The organism is Neobacillus sp. PS3-12, assembly GCF_030915385.1.
GTDB lineage: Bacteria > Bacillota > Bacilli > Bacillales > Cytobacillaceae > JAEVLT01.
This window is the reverse complement of the sequence record NZ_CP133268.1, coordinates 4,846,044-4,861,200: the sequence shown is the minus strand read 5'-3', so window position 1 is coordinate 4,861,200 and position 15,157 is coordinate 4,846,044. Positions and strand designations below refer to the sequence as shown.

Annotated in this window: 14 protein-coding genes; 1 reads left to right on the top strand and 13 read right to left on the bottom strand. The window is 36.4% G+C overall.

Features of this window, described 5'->3' with window-relative positions:
* Positions 1 to 34: 34 nt before the first annotated feature.
* From RCG17_RS24450 to RCG17_RS24420, 7 genes are all read right to left on the bottom strand, one after another.
* A complete protein-coding gene (locus RCG17_RS24450) occupies positions 35 to 376 on the bottom strand; it encodes a DUF1048 domain-containing protein (RefSeq protein ID WP_308172617.1) in 342 nt (113 codons plus the stop codon).
* A 21-nt stretch (positions 377 to 397) separates the two neighbouring features.
* Positions 398 to 718, bottom strand: coding sequence for a PadR family transcriptional regulator (locus RCG17_RS24445; protein ID WP_308172616.1), 321 nt, complete (start codon positions 716 to 718; stop codon positions 398 to 400).
* A 224-nt stretch (positions 719 to 942) separates the two neighbouring features.
* Positions 943 to 1,191, bottom strand: a complete 249-nt coding sequence (locus tag RCG17_RS24440) for a hypothetical protein (protein WP_308172615.1) — start codon at positions 1,189 to 1,191, stop codon at positions 943 to 945.
* A 245-nt stretch (positions 1,192 to 1,436) separates the two neighbouring features.
* Positions 1,437 to 1,763 carry a hypothetical protein gene (locus RCG17_RS24435; protein ID WP_308172614.1) on the bottom strand — a complete coding sequence of 109 codons (327 nt, stop codon included), beginning with the start codon at positions 1,761 to 1,763 and terminating at the stop codon, positions 1,437 to 1,439.
* A gap of 398 nt (positions 1,764 to 2,161) precedes the next feature.
* The gene (locus RCG17_RS24430; protein WP_308172613.1) at positions 2,162 to 2,782 is read right to left on the bottom strand and encodes a GNAT family N-acetyltransferase; all 621 of its coding nucleotides are present in this window, start codon (positions 2,780 to 2,782) and stop codon (positions 2,162 to 2,164) included.
* Positions 2,783 to 2,830: 48 nt separating this feature from the next.
* Complete coding sequence (locus RCG17_RS24425) at positions 2,831 to 3,217, bottom strand: hypothetical protein (RefSeq protein WP_308172612.1); 387 nt, start codon at positions 3,215 to 3,217, stop codon at positions 2,831 to 2,833.
* Between the two features lie 93 nt (positions 3,218 to 3,310).
* A complete protein-coding gene (locus RCG17_RS24420) occupies positions 3,311 to 3,871 on the bottom strand; it encodes a hypothetical protein (protein WP_308172611.1) in 561 nt (186 codons plus the stop codon).
* A 209-nt stretch (positions 3,872 to 4,080) separates the two neighbouring features.
* Between RCG17_RS24420 and RCG17_RS24415 the strand changes: the two genes are divergently transcribed.
* Positions 4,081 to 4,635: a hypothetical protein gene (locus RCG17_RS24415; protein ID WP_308172610.1), complete on the top strand. Its 555-nt coding sequence runs from the start codon at positions 4,081 to 4,083 to the stop codon at positions 4,633 to 4,635.
* A gap of 154 nt (positions 4,636 to 4,789) precedes the next feature.
* On the opposite strand, the gene RCG17_RS24410 is transcribed toward RCG17_RS24415, so the two are convergent.
* From RCG17_RS24410 to pglX (RCG17_RS24385), 6 genes are all read right to left on the bottom strand, one after another.
* Complete coding sequence (locus RCG17_RS24410; RefSeq protein WP_308172609.1) at positions 4,790 to 6,157, bottom strand: MFS transporter; 1,368 nt, start codon at positions 6,155 to 6,157, stop codon at positions 4,790 to 4,792.
* A gap of 323 nt (positions 6,158 to 6,480) precedes the next feature.
* On the bottom strand, positions 6,481 to 7,452 hold the full coding sequence (locus RCG17_RS24405; protein WP_308172608.1) for a 2-keto-3-deoxygluconate permease: 972 nt from the start codon (positions 7,450 to 7,452) through the stop codon (positions 6,481 to 6,483).
* Positions 7,453 to 7,807: 355 nt separating this feature from the next.
* Entirely contained in the window at positions 7,808 to 8,926 is a 1,119-nt protein-coding gene (locus RCG17_RS24400; RefSeq protein WP_308172607.1) for a cysteine desulfurase family protein, read from the bottom strand.
* A gap of 206 nt (positions 8,927 to 9,132) precedes the next feature.
* Entirely contained in the window at positions 9,133 to 10,881 is a 1,749-nt protein-coding gene (locus RCG17_RS24395) for an NAD-dependent malic enzyme (protein WP_308172606.1), read from the bottom strand.
* A gap of 497 nt (positions 10,882 to 11,378) precedes the next feature.
* Positions 11,379 to 13,616: a BREX-1 system adenine-specific DNA-methyltransferase PglX gene (pglX, locus tag RCG17_RS24390; RefSeq protein ID WP_308172605.1), complete on the bottom strand. Its 2,238-nt coding sequence runs from the start codon at positions 13,614 to 13,616 to the stop codon at positions 11,379 to 11,381.
* Between the two features lie 13 nt (positions 13,617 to 13,629).
* A complete protein-coding gene (gene pglX / locus RCG17_RS24385) occupies positions 13,630 to 14,907 on the bottom strand; it encodes a BREX-1 system adenine-specific DNA-methyltransferase PglX (RefSeq protein WP_308172604.1) in 1,278 nt (425 codons plus the stop codon).
* Positions 14,908 to 15,157 lie beyond the last annotated feature (250 nt).

Genomic DNA, 15,157 nt, shown 5'->3' with positions numbered 1-15,157 from the left:
CGGTACTAGGCGAAAATCCACTAGAATTTCGCCGTTATCCACGATTAATCGTATCGTTCAACTTCTTGCGATACTTATCCTTCCAAGTTTGCTCATCCTTCACTAGTTCGTCGCAGAAAGCAGCCACGTCCTCGCCCGTAAGATCAGTTACTTTCTTGCCTTCCGCTGCTCCTTCCTCGAATAGATCGATAATGCCGCCAAAGATACGGCTGGTGCCCTTCCAGTCAGTGGGACCGCCACCAGCAGTCCACATATATTTTTGGATAGCTTTGTAAGCGTTGTGATACTCACTTGGAAGTGCCTTCGCACGTGCCTCCATCACCTTCCATTCCCGTTTGTCATCCAGACTTCCGATAATTTTTTCAAAAAAACTCATTTTACCTCTCTCCTTTTGATTTTATTTAGTTTTGAGTTCGTTAATTTTACTTGAGACGAAATCCCATTTTCTCCAAAAAATTCCAAGTTGCTCTTGCCCTGCTGCATTGAGTGTGTAAAATTTTCTCGGCGGTCCCTTAGTTGAGGGCTTTTTCTCGATGTCCACCAGATCGTTTTTCTCAAGCCGCATCGTAATCGTATAAACCGTGCCTTCAACCACATCAGCGAAGCCTAGTTCTCGCAGCTGTTGCGTGATTTCATAGCCATAAGTTTCGCCACGGCTGATGATCTCAAGTACACAACCCTCAAGCACTCCTTTCAGCATTTCAGTAATATTATCCAAATTCTTTCCTCCATTGTATTTCACTTATTTTTTCAGTACTCTGTATCACAGGTATTTTGTGTTACCGATATTCATTATTACTTACTACCAGTATATAGTATTACTAAATAGTATCATTTGTCAATAAAACTTATCGTCAAAAATCGAGCATCAATCCTTTTCTTCACATAAATAATAAACATATTCCTAGGCATCCCAAAATTGGATCATATTTTTGAGCATCACTAAAAAATATCATCCATTTTTGGGATGTGCCGGTTGTCTATTTCTTTTACCTCCTCTGTTATATCTTTTGTGCCGTCAATAATTACCTTGTGAATTAAAGTGGTACGATACCCGGTCTCCCTTTTTATGTTTTGAATGTATTGATAAGCTACATTAGCAATTTCATTTTTATTTCTTGCGGTAAAAATTCCTCTAGACAACATCCCAGTTCCTTCAATAATTAGATGGACTTCCAAATTGAATCTCAATTAGATCACCTTTCTTATAATTATCTTGTCTCTTCATTATAGAACATATGTTTGCAAATTTGGTATAAAAAAAGCTGGAGGAACACTCCAAGCTTTTACAATCATATTCAATTACAAATATTATAGCCCTATTCTTACCAACATTTTATTAACTTCAATTTTAAATTCCCGAATCTCACCTACAGGAATTGCCTTTACTTTCTCAAAGCCATTTAAATCAATTTGCAGCAATCCATTTTGATAATTTACAAAAGGCGGCTTATTAAATAATTTCTTTTAATCCAATCTTGGTTAAGAGGAGTCATATTCCTAATTTCAAATTTCATCACTCTTTGTTCCGCAGCATAAGGTGTAAACTCAATTTTAAAAGGTATCTTTAATAAGAGCTTTTTGGCATATCCAGTTACTTCAAGATAATTTTCTTTAAATACAACTTTTACATCATAAATGCCTTCCGCCTCAATTTTTTCAGTTTGACAATCCAATATAGCAGAAAACATTCCGGAGATTATTGAAATTTCGATACTTCCTTCCTTTAATACTTCTCCAGCCTTCTTAAAAAAATTTTTCATTTTATACTCTCCATTTCAACATTGCCGTCAATGGATTCATGGCCCGAATAGCATCAAGATACTAAAATAAATTATGAGCAAATTTAAATATAATCAAATGTGACTTCTTTAAAAAGAAAGACTGTTTTATGTTTTATAAATACGTCTTATCATAATAACAATTAAAACAATGAATAAAATGATAAATGAAAATATCAATATATACTTCCAGTATTTAAAAAATAAAAAGTACTTTAGGATTTTCAATCCTAAAAATAATAGATATTTAATTATAACCAATTTAATCTCACAATCACCGCTAGGTTTACTTTATCTGTTCCATGATTCCAATAATTGATTAAATACCGATTTTCAATTATTTTAATTTTCTTCATGAAGAGCTTTAGTTAATCAATATATTAAACAAAATCTTCATCTTCAATTGTTGAAAAGAACTTTATTAATATGTGTTCCCTATTTTTTACGTCCGTATGTATATTTTCAAAAACTTCAGCTATCGCTTCCTGAATCAACTTCTTTGGTAATTTCCGAATGTTAGATGAGGGTCTAAAATAGAGGAACATCGGAAATCCACCATTATAAGTCGGGAATAAGTAAGAAAGATGCAACTTTTTGGCGCCTAATCTTTCGTAAAATTTTATTCTTCTTAATTGATTTTTCTTATTATAGCTTTCTTCAGGTATCTCGACCTCAATAAATACTCCGAGTCCATCCTCGTTATAATGTAAAATTTTATTTAAAAAAACGGTTCCATAACCTTGATTTCGATACTTTTTAATAACTGCAATATAATCAAGCCATATAGCGTTAAATTTTTTTAATTCATATATAAAAGCATATCCAACGATCTCATTAATAGTTATGTCTTTCGCTAACAGCAATTTGTAATTATTTCTACTTAGTAAAAATTCAAGCTGTTCGTATTTTTTTAGCTCATCAATTGCAAAGTCGTTTATATATTGTTGATATACATCCTTTAATTCGTGTATCCCGCCATCCACTAATTCGATATCAGACAACTTTCATTCGATCTCCTTTCTTTTCAAACTGAAATCGTAGTTTTTCGTCTACTTAATAAATTGCTCATACTGCTTTCGAACAATATCTTTTAAAAGTTGGATTTTCTCTTTTGAATCAATTACTTCAATTGGAATATAAACCTCATTTTTCTTTAAAGCAAAACTTCTCATATCTTGGATATCAAAACGCAAGATTTGTTGAATTTCTTTTTGAATTATTTTTCCGTTAATAGATTCTTTATTACCTGGATCAACATGAATGATCAAACAGGTGTAGCGTTTTTCTCCGTATAAAGTGGCAAACTTATACCTATTTCCCCAAAAACGAATTGGTTTATATCCTAACGTTAAACTCTTTGGAGCAACTGAATACTCCATTGGACCTAACCCATTTATAAATTTATGCAATTCACTAAATACCTGTAACTCATTCATATACTTATCTCCTGTATTATATTAATCTTAGTCAATTAAACAATTATTTGCTTTAGGTGCTGTCGCAGCATAATATACTTCCATTTAATAAAGCTAATCCTCTAACTCACCTAAAGTTCTACCCCGCTTCCACAATTCGGCAGGGTCCATTTCAAGTGCGGATAAAGTGAAGTTAAGGTATTTTAAAGAATACCCACTTTCGTGATCAAAACAGTATCTCCAGTGATACATGACATGTTCTCGTATATCGTCTGGGATCCCTTGAACACGGATTCCTTTAAATGTAAGTTCTTCTTTACCCTCGATAAAACAGATCACAATAAATCGGCTTTCCACCCATGCATTAACAGTTCCCTCATTTACCCCCTGAACGGGGTTTAATGGTAAAGGGTAAATATATAAATTTTCAATTGAACCTATTTTTACGAGCAGCAATAAATGATTGTTTTTCTCATATGCTCCCATTTCAATTGGGGCGTTCATTAAATAATCAAGTTCATTGTCTGCATCGTTGAATTTTTCTTTTGATATACTAATAACGACAGATTCAGTATCGCTCATCGCATGCAGGAAAGCCCCATTTATATTTTTTGATGGCATATGTAACACTGGAAGACCTACTTCAAAGTAATCAGTAATCCGCTCCACTCTCATATTATCATTCTCCTTTTAAATAGGAAATTCAACGATTGGTTTTTATTTCTATCTGTTTAAAAAAATAACATAAGCTTTTTTTTAATTCACAAGGTTCACAAATTTGTAAAATATGTTTTCTAATAATTGGATTATTACTTGTGTTATTTTCTTATTAGAGGCAAATCGAGTAAGAAGATTTTGTAAATCGGAGAGGAGAATAATAGTTTATGAAGGTAGAGTGGGTTACCGATTATCTCGCAGAAGGTTATCCTGTATTGCATTTGCCGCCAAATATTCCTTATGGAGCTTATCTGCATTTTTTACCAGGATTGGATTCTGCATTATTAAGTATAATAGAAGAAAAGTTTACTGATTATGAAATGGACCTTTTAATGAACTACCCGATTGAAATTGGTGCTTTTGAAAATCATCAAAATCTGCTCCTATTGGCCAAGATTGGTCCAAATGAGGACCCTTTTATTTATACGATTCCGCTTGATCCAGTCGTTCCTCTTAGTCAGCCTGTCATTGACAAATGGATCGCCAGCCGAATCCTTATCGTTACACTGATTGCAGGGAAAGAAGAAAAGCTTTTCCGAGCAATCCGTCTCCTGGGTATTCCAAATGAAGTCCCAGATTATACAGCAAATAATTGGATTGAATGTATTACCCAAGGCAGCAGATACAGCATAAAGTATAACAATTTCATGGAATCAACACTCGACATAGATCCATTAAACCTATGGGACCAAAGTAGATATTTAGGGGTTTTAGAGCGTTAATTTTACGCATGCTATGATTCAAGTACATAATGAAAAAAATGAAAGAGAGCCATTGGCTCTCTTTCACTTACATTTTGGTCTCAAGGTTCGATAACCATTTTTATAATTGATTCATCCTTCTTAAAAATTGTTCATATCGCCAGGCAATCTTCTGTCAACTTGATAGTTGACTTGTTTCATCCAAATATTCTAAAGACCTGCCAGTTGTCCTTGGTGCAAGAAGTGCCACGTCCAATATGACAATGAACATGGCTCCTGCAACAACCGTAAACATCATAGAAGCACCACTATGTTGCAATACTGGCAATAAGATAAACGGCATTAATCCACTCATTAAGCGGCTGATGCTATAAGCCCCTCCTGAGGCAGCGGCCCGAACCGCTGTTGGGAAAATTTCAACTTGCAGCGTATGATATGCATTCGAAAAAATATTACTAACAATCGTATACAGAAAGCCGGCAACAATAATGAGTGATGGTGTATTCGCCATACCAAACATTAGACCGAATATACCCATGCATAACGCAGCAAGAACGACGAGCCATTTCCGATTCATTCGTTCCATCAATGGAACCGAAAGCAACGATCCCAGCGGATATCCGATAAAGGATAAGGCCACATACTCAAGTGAGTGCGTAATGGTATACCCCTTTGATGCAAGTACAACTGGTGCAAGTGTTCCGAATCCATAGTATCCGATTGTTTGGAATATTTGAAAAATATAAATCATGAGTGTACCTTTTGCATAAGGTTTTTTAAAAATAACGGAAATAGGCAATTTTTCTTGTCCATTCTGTCCTGCTGCGTTTTGGCCAGAAGGTGTGAACTCCGCTTTATGATTGCTAGCATTTCCAGCAAACTTTTTAAAAATGGCTTCTGCTTCGGCGATGCGGCCAACTGACGCCAACCAAAGTGGCGACTCTGGTAAATTTCGGGCTCCAATAAAAACAATTAATGATCCAACTGCGCCGATTATAAAAATCCATCTCCAGCCATCTATTCCAAATGGAGAAAGAGGAACAAGGGTACGAGCCAGAAATCCTTCGATTGGAACAGCCAAAAACGAGAGTGTATAGGCCCAGGCAATATACTTACCGCGTTTAGCGGCAGGGATAATTTCGCTTAGGAATGTATCGCATAGTGCTGGTTGTGATCCAAGTCCTAGTCCTGCTATAAATCGGAAAAGAATAACAAGGGCTACGCTAGGACTAACCGCTATTAATAAAGAAGCGATAGAATAAATTGTAAGATTCGTTATAAATACTTTTTTTCTTCCAAACTTGTCAGCCATTCCACTTAGAAAAATGGCCCCCAAAAACATTCCCAAGAAACTGGAACCCAGTAGGAGGGGCATTAAGTTTGTTTTGATATGGAACTTTTCCTGTAAAACGGATGATAATACACCTGCTAGAAATACCTCAAAAAACTCAAAAAATAAGCCAACACCAATTAATGCGGTTGCCTTTTTATGAGCTGACCCAATCGGAAGCTGATTTAACCGATCCCCGATCAATGCTGCCATTATGAATTCCCCCTGTTGTTTAAATATAAGTTTTTGAATTTGTCGCACAGTTCCCAAAAAAATCTCTTACATTTTGTATTATAGTAAAAGAATAAATCGGGTGCAGACACAAAATAGCACCTCACATAAACTATTCCTATCAATCACCTTTCTTTCTGAATAGACCGATTTAAAATTATTTTCTTAATATTTGAATTATAGTGATATATCAAGATTAGGTCAACAAATGTGTCTTTTTTGTGAACTTTTTTAAAAAAAGTGCAAGGTCCCATATAAAGACAAAATGTCTTAGTATGGGACCTTGCACTTGTAATTACTTTTTATTACGCTGCACTTGAAAGTGTAGTTTTTTCAGCTTTTTTCCTTAGGGACCTTTTATGCACATAGCTAACAATAATCGGACAAATGATTGCTGAAATTACACATGCTGCTGCAACTTGTGCAGTAGCTGCTTGTGCTACTGAAGATAAGGAGTGATCTGCTGCTGCAACAACAATCGGTGTAGCTACAGCATTTCCTGCAGTTGACCCTGTTCCTAAACCAGGTATTGGATTTTCTTTAAATAGTTTCAAAAGTACGTAAGCTCCAATTCCAGTGACTGAAGCGATTATTCCTAGTAGTATGCCAGGACCTCCAGCTTGGATAATCGTTGAAAGATTCATCCCTGCACCTAATGGGAAGGAGAAGAATGGGATTAATAATAATTTACTGCTTCCAAGGAACTTTCTCATTTCAGGATCAATATTTCCTAAAATCATTCCGATTACGATTGGAATGATTACGCCTAAAAATGTTTGAAAAGGAATAGAGGCAAGGCCTGATGCACCTAATGCAACTAATGTGAAAAATGGACCATCTTTTAAGGAAAATAACGCATACGCCCCTACATCGGTTTCATCACCATATGATGAAGCAAGAGATGCATATAATCCACCGTTAGCATTTAATAACCCTGCAAGGATGGCTAATGGTGATAATCCTAGTACGCCGGCAGGTCCAAAAATCGCCGCTACACCTAAACCAATACCAGCACCTACGATAAATTTTCCTGATATTAATATTGCACCTTTTTTTAATGCCTTTGGTGCTAATTTGAAGTTAATTTGTGAACCAATTAAAAACATAAAACATGCCAAAATGGTTGATGATGCGTCTTTACTGAATAATGCCGTTGTAAAACTACCAATCTTTAAAAATTGTGGGAAAAATGTATTCGTTAATACCCCTAAAAATAATGGAACAACCATTAGACCGCCTGGAATTTTATCAAGCGTTTTCTTAATTGGAATTTGCATATTGAATCCCCCTGTAAAAAGTTTTTAAGTCTTGTAAATAAATCTTACTTTTACCAATTTCTCCAATATTTGCAGAAAGCGATTTCAGTTTTATTTCAAGTCTTACTATGTTTTAGTGCCCCTTTGTTACATGTCTATCATATTCGTATTAAAACCGTTTTCATAGTTTATATAAGTTTATTAATTCTTTTTGAAAATAAAAAAAGTAAGCCGTCTTAAAAACCGCTTACAAAAAGAATTTTATTAAGTTTTTTGTATGGTTTTATTAAAATAACCATCTCCTTTTGCAACCCATTTGCAGTTCTATTAAATGAAAAGGACAACAGTTTCATTCCAGCTGTTGTCCTTATGATCTTTATTTAATCGTTTCTTTTAACCATTTCAATACCTGATCAATTTCATCCTTATTTGTATTCCTGCCCAAACTAAAGCGGATGGCCCCCATCCCTACCTCTTCGGGAACAGCCATTTCTTTTAATACTGGCGATAATTCGATACTACCGGCATGACAGGCTGAACCGGTTGAGGCCGCAAGCATTGGAATGGCCGAGAGCAAATCCTGCCCTATCATGTTGACAAAGCTTACATTCAAGGTATTGGGCAGGCGCTCCTCCGGATGCCCGTTTAACTGAACTAGTTCACCAAACTCTTCTTTTAGCTTTCTCCAAAAGTAGTCGGTCAGTTCCTTAAGTGCCCTATTTTTCACCTGATTCCCGGCGATTTCACATGCTTTCCCGAGGCCGACTGCCAATAAGGTGTTTTCTGTCCCCGCCCGCAGCCCAAATTCATGGCCCGCCCCATGGATTAACGGTTCAAGTTGGATTCCTTCTTTCTTATATAGCGCACCAATTCCTTTTGGGGCATATAGCTTATGGCAGGCAATAGTCAGCATATCGACATGTAACTCGTTAACATTGACAGGCACTTTCCCGACTGATTGGGAGGCATCGGTATGGAAGGCGATTCCGTACCTTTCAGCCAATTTTCCAATCTCGTAAATGGGCTGTAGGGTGCCGGTTTCATTATTGGAATGCATAATTGAAATTAGAATCGTGTCTTTTGTGATGGCTCTTTCAATTTCTTCAAGTGATACTCGTCCGAATGAATCAACCCCAGCATAGGTGACTCTTGCTCCCATTCTCTCGAGGAATTTGCAAGGGTTCATTACAGCAGGATGTTCGATTTTCGATGTAATGATATGATTGCCTTTATTCTTATTTTTAAAATAAAAGCCTTTTAATGCCAGGTTATTGGCTTCACTTCCTCCACTCGTAAAGATGATTTCCCCTGGAGTACAGCCAATCTGGCCGGCAACCTGTTCCCTAGCATTCTGCAGTAATTCTTTCACTGGCACCCCGGCCCAATGAAGCGCTGACGGATTTCCATAAAAATCATGCAGCAACGGCATCATGGCATCGATTACTTCTGGTGCCAGAGGAGTACTGGCATTGTAGTCTAAATAAATGTGTTGCATCCACCCATTCATTCCTTTCCGAATTGATCCTACTTCCCCACTTTTAACTTAGTGTATTTCTATTCAATATGAGTATTTCTATGTTTATTTTACGTAGGTTCAACATTTCTAACAAGTTCCGCAGCTGCATAAAAAAACCTCAGAACCTTAACTACCAAAGGTTTTGAGGCTTTTATATGACTTACTAAACAAGATCAAAAAATTTTTTAATCCTGACAGCTAACACTTATTGTTACTGTTTCTTTGTCTTGATAATACATCAAGTTTGTCCAAATACCCATACTCTTGACTTCCTTATACTCAGGTATCCACATAGCATCCTCAATCGCTTGCTCAACATCTTGGATATCTGTCCTTGCAATCCCTTCAAATATGGCAGCATTGGCTACTTCAATGGCTACGTATTTTGAGACTTCATGAAGTTTTTCAATGGATGGCAGCAGAGATGCACCAGGTGTACTGGTATCCGTCATTCTTGCAACTGCATAAGCAGCTGCTGCGAACATCCCTTTTGAGATTACTTTAGCTTTTGTAACAATGGCGCCAAGGCCCAGGCCAGGGAATACAAATGCATTATTTGACTGCCCTATTTCATAGGAAACACCTTTGTATTCTACATTGGCAAACGGGCTTCCGGTTGCAATGAGAGCCTTGCCATCTGTCCATTTGATCAGATTTTCCGGCACTGCCTCTGCAAGAGAAGTAGGATTGGACATAGGCATGATGATTGGACGCGGGGCGTTCTCTGCCATTTCTTTAACAATTTCTTCAGTAAAGGCACCAGCTTGTCCGGATGTACCAATCAGGATCGTTGGCTTCACCCTCTTAACTACTTCCATTAATGAAAGGATCCCATTCTCATTCCTAGTCCAGTCCTTAACTTCATCTGTTTTCCTTACATAAGGTATTTGGAATTTCAGAACATCGGGTGTTTCATCTGTAAGTAATCCCCTAAAGTCAATAGGCCAGAAACGTTCATAAGCTTCTTCTCTTGTTAGTCCTTCAAGAACCATGGCATCTACCATTTGGTCTGCGTTCCCGAGGCCAGCTGCCCCTGGTCCAAAAACAACTATGCGCTGATCCTTCAGAGATTCTCCTGTCACTTTCAAAGCAGACATAATTCCAGCAAGAGTAACAGCACCTGTTCCCTGGATGTCATCGTTGAAGGTAAGGATTTCGTCACCGTATTTGTCCAAAATCATGCGTGCATTCACATTGCCAAGGTCCTCCCAGTGAAGAAGAACCCCTGGAAAGAATCTTCTTGCAGTCTGAACAAATAAATCAATGAATTGATCATAGCGCTCACCACGGACACGCGGGAATTTGTTGCCGATATAGATAGGATCGTTAATTAAAGCCTGATTGTTCGTACCAACATCCAATACGACTGGCAGAACACGGCTTGGATCAATACCAGCTGCCGCTGTGTACACGGCAAGTTTACCAATCGCAATATTAATACCGCCTACCCCTTGGTCCCCAATCCCCAAAATACTTTCAGAGTCGGTAACGACGATTAAATCGATGCCATTTTTTGGCTGTCCAAGGTTAGAAAATGCCTTTTCAATGCCCGCTGGATCATCAATAGAAAGATATAAGCCACCTGGACGGCGGTAACTATGGGAGTATAACTGGATCGCTTCACCAACAGTAGGAGTGTAGATGATTGGCAGCATTTCTGCTAAGTGATCTTTCAAAAGACGGTAAAACAGAACAACATTACGGTTGTATAAATCATAAAGCACTCCGTTTTTGAACAGATCCGTAGTCCGCATCGAATATTGTTCATAGACCCTCTTTACTTGCTCCTCAAGAGTGACCACTTGTGGCGGTAACAAACCGTCGAGTCCAAGGTCTTCCCTTTCTGCTTTCGTAAAAGCCGTTCCTTTATTCAAAAAAGGATTGGAAAGAACATCTTTTCCTTTTAATGTTGTAATAATAACATTCTCATTCATGGTGTTTCCTTCTTTCTATCTAAATGTCGATAACATGATCCTTATGAATCTAGTTTCTTAATGAATGACCTTTTTTTGTGACAAAAACAAAGCAGACAGTAAAATAGCTGGCTGCTTTGTTATACCTTCAACTCCTAGTGATTATTAATTTACTTTATCACGCTGCACTTGAAAGTGTAGTTTTTTCAGCTTTTTTCCTTTGGGACCTTTTATGCACATAGCTCTTTCTCCAACATCGTAGAAAGCGATTCCATTTTTATTGCAAGTCTTGCAATGTTCGTGTTCCCTTGTTACATCACTATCATATTCGTATTAAAACCACTTTCATAGTTTATATAAGTTTATTAATTCTTTTTGAAAATAAAAAAAGTAAACCGTCTCAGAAACCGCTTACGAAAAGATTTTTATTAACGTTTCATAGGATACAAGCGGATTAGATTTTTTAGTGGGTAAAAAAAAGGATATACCAGCCAATACCGGTAATCCTCATCACTGTCTTATATTTTTGCTACAAGTCCTTTAAACTTTTCATAATTGACTGCCACACCGTCATCCAAATCAAGCTCAATTTTCATATCGGCCATGTGGTGCAACAATTCATCATACTCTTTTAACTCTTCGATCTTCTTCTCTAATGTCTTTAATTCTTTTTTAGCATTACTCATTTCTTTAGTTGAATAATCACCTTCAATAATGCTCAGCAAATCCTTCTTCTCAGCATCAAGGCGGAGTTGACATTCGTGCAAATAATCAGTCCGAATCCGAGATATTGTTGTCTTTTCATAACGATGCAAGTAAATGAAACAATTAAATGCCTTTTCCTTACCAGAAGTAAACAGCCAATAGATTGGCCTCTTTTTATAGGTTTGAATATGATCCTTGAAGAAATCATTTAAGAAATAGCGTCTTATTGTTTCTTTCGCTACTTCTCCTTTTTTCTTTCCAAGTGCATCCGCAATAAAATCAAGGTTTTCCGCTAAAGTTTCTTCACCAAAGGTCACTCTAATAAAATCAATAAACCTTGAAACGATATCATCTTCAAAATATAATCCCTGAACGATTGGTAGGATGTTATCCTCTACCGCCTGATACTTTTGATACTTGTTAGGATCAAACTCTCCACCAGCATATATAAGACCTTCTTCGTCAAGGGAGTATCGGCCAAACATACATCCTATTGCATAAGAAATGAATGATTTTATCTCTGTCTCTCGTTCAGCTATATATAAAGTAATTTCTTTATCAGAAACATCTGGTGTTATCTCACCTTGAAGACCATATATGTCAAGAAAGCGACGATTCATTTCTTCTTCTTGGGCTTTAATTTGATTGAATTTTTCTTTGGTAAAAGTACTTCTATGCTCAAAAAGCTCCTGTAACCTTCTGGGAATTGCTCTATCTTGACAGGCTGTCAAAGGGTGGATTTTAAAGTCCCAAGACGTTTCAAAAGAATCCCAGTCGGCACGTGAAATTGAAATACTTTTTGATACAAGTTCATTGATTTCTTCTTCTTGAGCTTTTATAAAAATAAGATCTTTTATGTTGCCTGGCTGATAATTAATGGTTGGATTTAAAATATTAAGATGCCGCTTTGAAATATTCGAGTTTAACAAACCTAATAAAAAATATTCATCATCTTTTTTATCTACAATTAAAGAAGATCCAGAAACATCAAATAAGAACCCCTCTTGGTAATACCTTGCACTAAAAGTACTTGAAGTGACTAATGACCATGATATTTGAGATTTGAACATACTTGATAAAGCTGCAATGGCGACATTATAATTGGGATTATTTTGACGTTGTTTTTGCTTGTAATCTTTAATAACACTACCATCTTTATACCAATTTATTACGTGATTTATATTTCCATACCACTTACGAAAATTCCCGCCCTTATTGTATGGAAACCAGACAAAATCACTTTGTACAGCTGCTTCTTTGGATAAATATTTTCCTATTTTGTTGTAATCGACTTCATGCCAATATCTTAAAAATAATTCATTATTGCCACTTGTCATTCCACCCTTTGCATCGTAGAAGTCTCCAATTTTAGGGCTACTTTCAAAAAGCTCAACCTCTTTTTTACTAATCCAATAGGCAATTGGACTACCAGGTATTTTCCCAAAATCATCCTGTTTAATTGTGTTAAATTTGTTTTCCGGATTAAAAAATTGGGTTTCTTTTTCATATTTTCTCGCATCATAAAAATCTACTAAACGAATTCCTATAGGAGTATACTGCTCAATATGTGTATTTTGGATAATGAATGCCGCCGTTTGAACCACTTTTCCAATGATGCCCTCAAATGCTTCCATACCTAAATGGAGAATGGATTTAAAAGTTGATTTCTCCAACAGAGATCTTCGCATTGTCTCAAAAGAACTTAAGAAAAACCATGAATGCATGGTTACAAGACTACAATAACCATTTTGCTTAGTATGTAATAATGCCCATTCAATAAATGTGGCATAAAGATCAGCTTTACTATTCTCAAAGTTGTTTTGAACAAACTTCTTCAATTTGTTGCTCATATTGCTTATCCCCATATAAGGTGGATTTGTACAAACAACATCATAGTTTAGACTTAACATTTTCGATTGTTTAATAATGCTTGGTAACCTTTCCCTCATTATGTCTTTTTCAATTAATCCTATTAAATCGGTCTGCTCTTCCAAAAAGTTTTGGAGACGATCTTCAATAATATCGAATTTCAAATGGTTTAAATGAAGCAATGATCCATATTCTTTAGCATCTATGAAGGTATTTCCGGATTTGTACTATCATATCTTTTATCTGATTATTACGATCGGACAATTTTTCAATTAAATTGTCAGTAATCCAATTACTTTCTTGAATAGAACATATATTTAGATTGATATCTTGATCAAAAACCCTTCTATATTTTCCCCTTGCTTTCATCAAAACAGCAAAGGAAGCTAATTGAATTGCCCTTTCATCCACATCTAAACCAAATAAATTCTTTTCTAAAATTAATTTCGGAATCTCTCTATCAAGATAGCCCTTTTCGAAATACATTTCATAGAACAAATCAAAGGCATAAACAAGGATATGTCCACTTCCGCAACACGGGTCGAGGAGCGTAATCTCCTCTGGATTCACATTTTTATAACGAATTCTTTCAAGTTCTTCAAGGGTCACTTCATCTTGCCCTGCTTCATCCAAGTAATAGTTCATATCCTTCTTCAATGAACTATCCGAATAACTTTCCAGCCAAATTCGGCCTAGTGAATTTTGTACCAAGTATTTTACAATCCAATTTGGTGTAAATAGTTGTGTGGCTGCAGGAAGAGTTTCTTTTGTCACCTTAATATTTTTCTTCAGATTTGTAAAAACTCGATCCTTTTCTTCTGAAATATAAAATTGGTATAACCAGCCAATGATTTCGACATCCTGCCAATTTTCTTCTGGAATAAATTCAATATCCGTCATTTGGCGAATAAACGAATCTTTAGCTAGCAACCCTTCTGGAAAGAGAATCTCTGTAAAATCATCAATGGTTTCAAACATAAATGGAAGATATTTATTCAGATCATTACAATGTTTAATGATTAAATACTTGAATAACTCTTCAGTTTGATTGTTTAATTTCATTTCATAAACATATTCTTTATTCATTTCCAAATCCAACGCTAATGCCTCATTGATCATGTCGGGATCGGCACTATCCTGATTAGAAGAAGATAGTACCTTTACACCTGTTGGCAGATAGTCGTTTACTTCCATAAATCGTAATGCGGTAAAACGGTTAAACCATGTATAAGCCACTTCTTCCAACACTTGTCTGTATCCATTTTGTTTGATACGGGAAATTAATTGATCCCTTTGAATTTTCTCTTCTTTTGAAAGCTGCCTGCCATCTATAAAGATTGCATCTGAACTTTCAATATGGGCTTTTTTTATGTTGACTTCGGTTATCCCGATTTTCAAAGCCTTTGCTTCAATTTTTTTTAAAAGTTCTTTTCTGGCACAGGTTGCAAAGGTCTTCAATGCTGACTTATTCATTCGAACATCTCCCGGTTAAATAAAAGAACCGGCACGTAACCGATTCTTTTATTAGTAGGCTCTGTTAAATTTGTCTGTTGATTTCCGCTCCAGGCACTTGCTTTCCGCGGGCGTGTCGGGGAGCCTCCTCGGCGCTTTGGCGCCTGTGGGGTCTCCCCTGACCCGTACTCCCGCAGGAGTCAAGTGCCCTCCGCTCCAATCAACAGGTAAAAAAATCATCAATATCCTTTAACAGAGCATATTAATTCCA

Excerpts from the sequence above, each read along its gene's own strand:
- RCG17_RS24450 (WP_308172617.1), bottom strand. The coding sequence starts at position 376 with ATGAGTTTTTTTGAAAAAATTATCGGAAGTCTGGATGACAAACGGGAA.
- RCG17_RS24415 (WP_308172610.1), top strand. The coding sequence starts at position 4,081 with ATGAAGGTAGAGTGGGTTACCGATTATCTCGCAGAAGGTTATCCTGTA.
- RCG17_RS24405 (WP_308172608.1), bottom strand. The coding sequence starts at position 7,452 with ATGCAAATTCCAATTAAGAAAACGCTTGATAAAATTCCAGGCGGTCTA.
- RCG17_RS24395 (WP_308172606.1), bottom strand. The coding sequence starts at position 10,881 with ATGAATGAGAATGTTATTATTACAACATTAAAAGGAAAAGATGTTCTT.
- RCG17_RS24400 (WP_308172607.1), bottom strand. The coding sequence starts at position 8,926 with ATGCAACACATTTATTTAGACTACAATGCCAGTACTCCTCTGGCACCA.
- RCG17_RS24410 (WP_308172609.1), bottom strand. The coding sequence starts at position 6,157 with ATGGCAGCATTGATCGGGGATCGGTTAAATCAGCTTCCGATTGGGTCA.
- pglX (WP_308172604.1), bottom strand. The coding sequence starts at position 14,907 with ATGAATAAGTCAGCATTGAAGACCTTTGCAACCTGTGCCAGAAAAGAA.
- RCG17_RS24420 (WP_308172611.1), bottom strand. The coding sequence starts at position 3,871 with ATGAGAGTGGAGCGGATTACTGATTACTTTGAAGTAGGTCTTCCAGTG.
- RCG17_RS24425 (WP_308172612.1), bottom strand. The coding sequence starts at position 3,217 with ATGAATGAGTTACAGGTATTTAGTGAATTGCATAAATTTATAAATGGG.
- RCG17_RS24435 (WP_308172614.1), bottom strand. The coding sequence starts at position 1,763 with ATGAAAAATTTTTTTAAGAAGGCTGGAGAAGTATTAAAGGAAGGAAGT.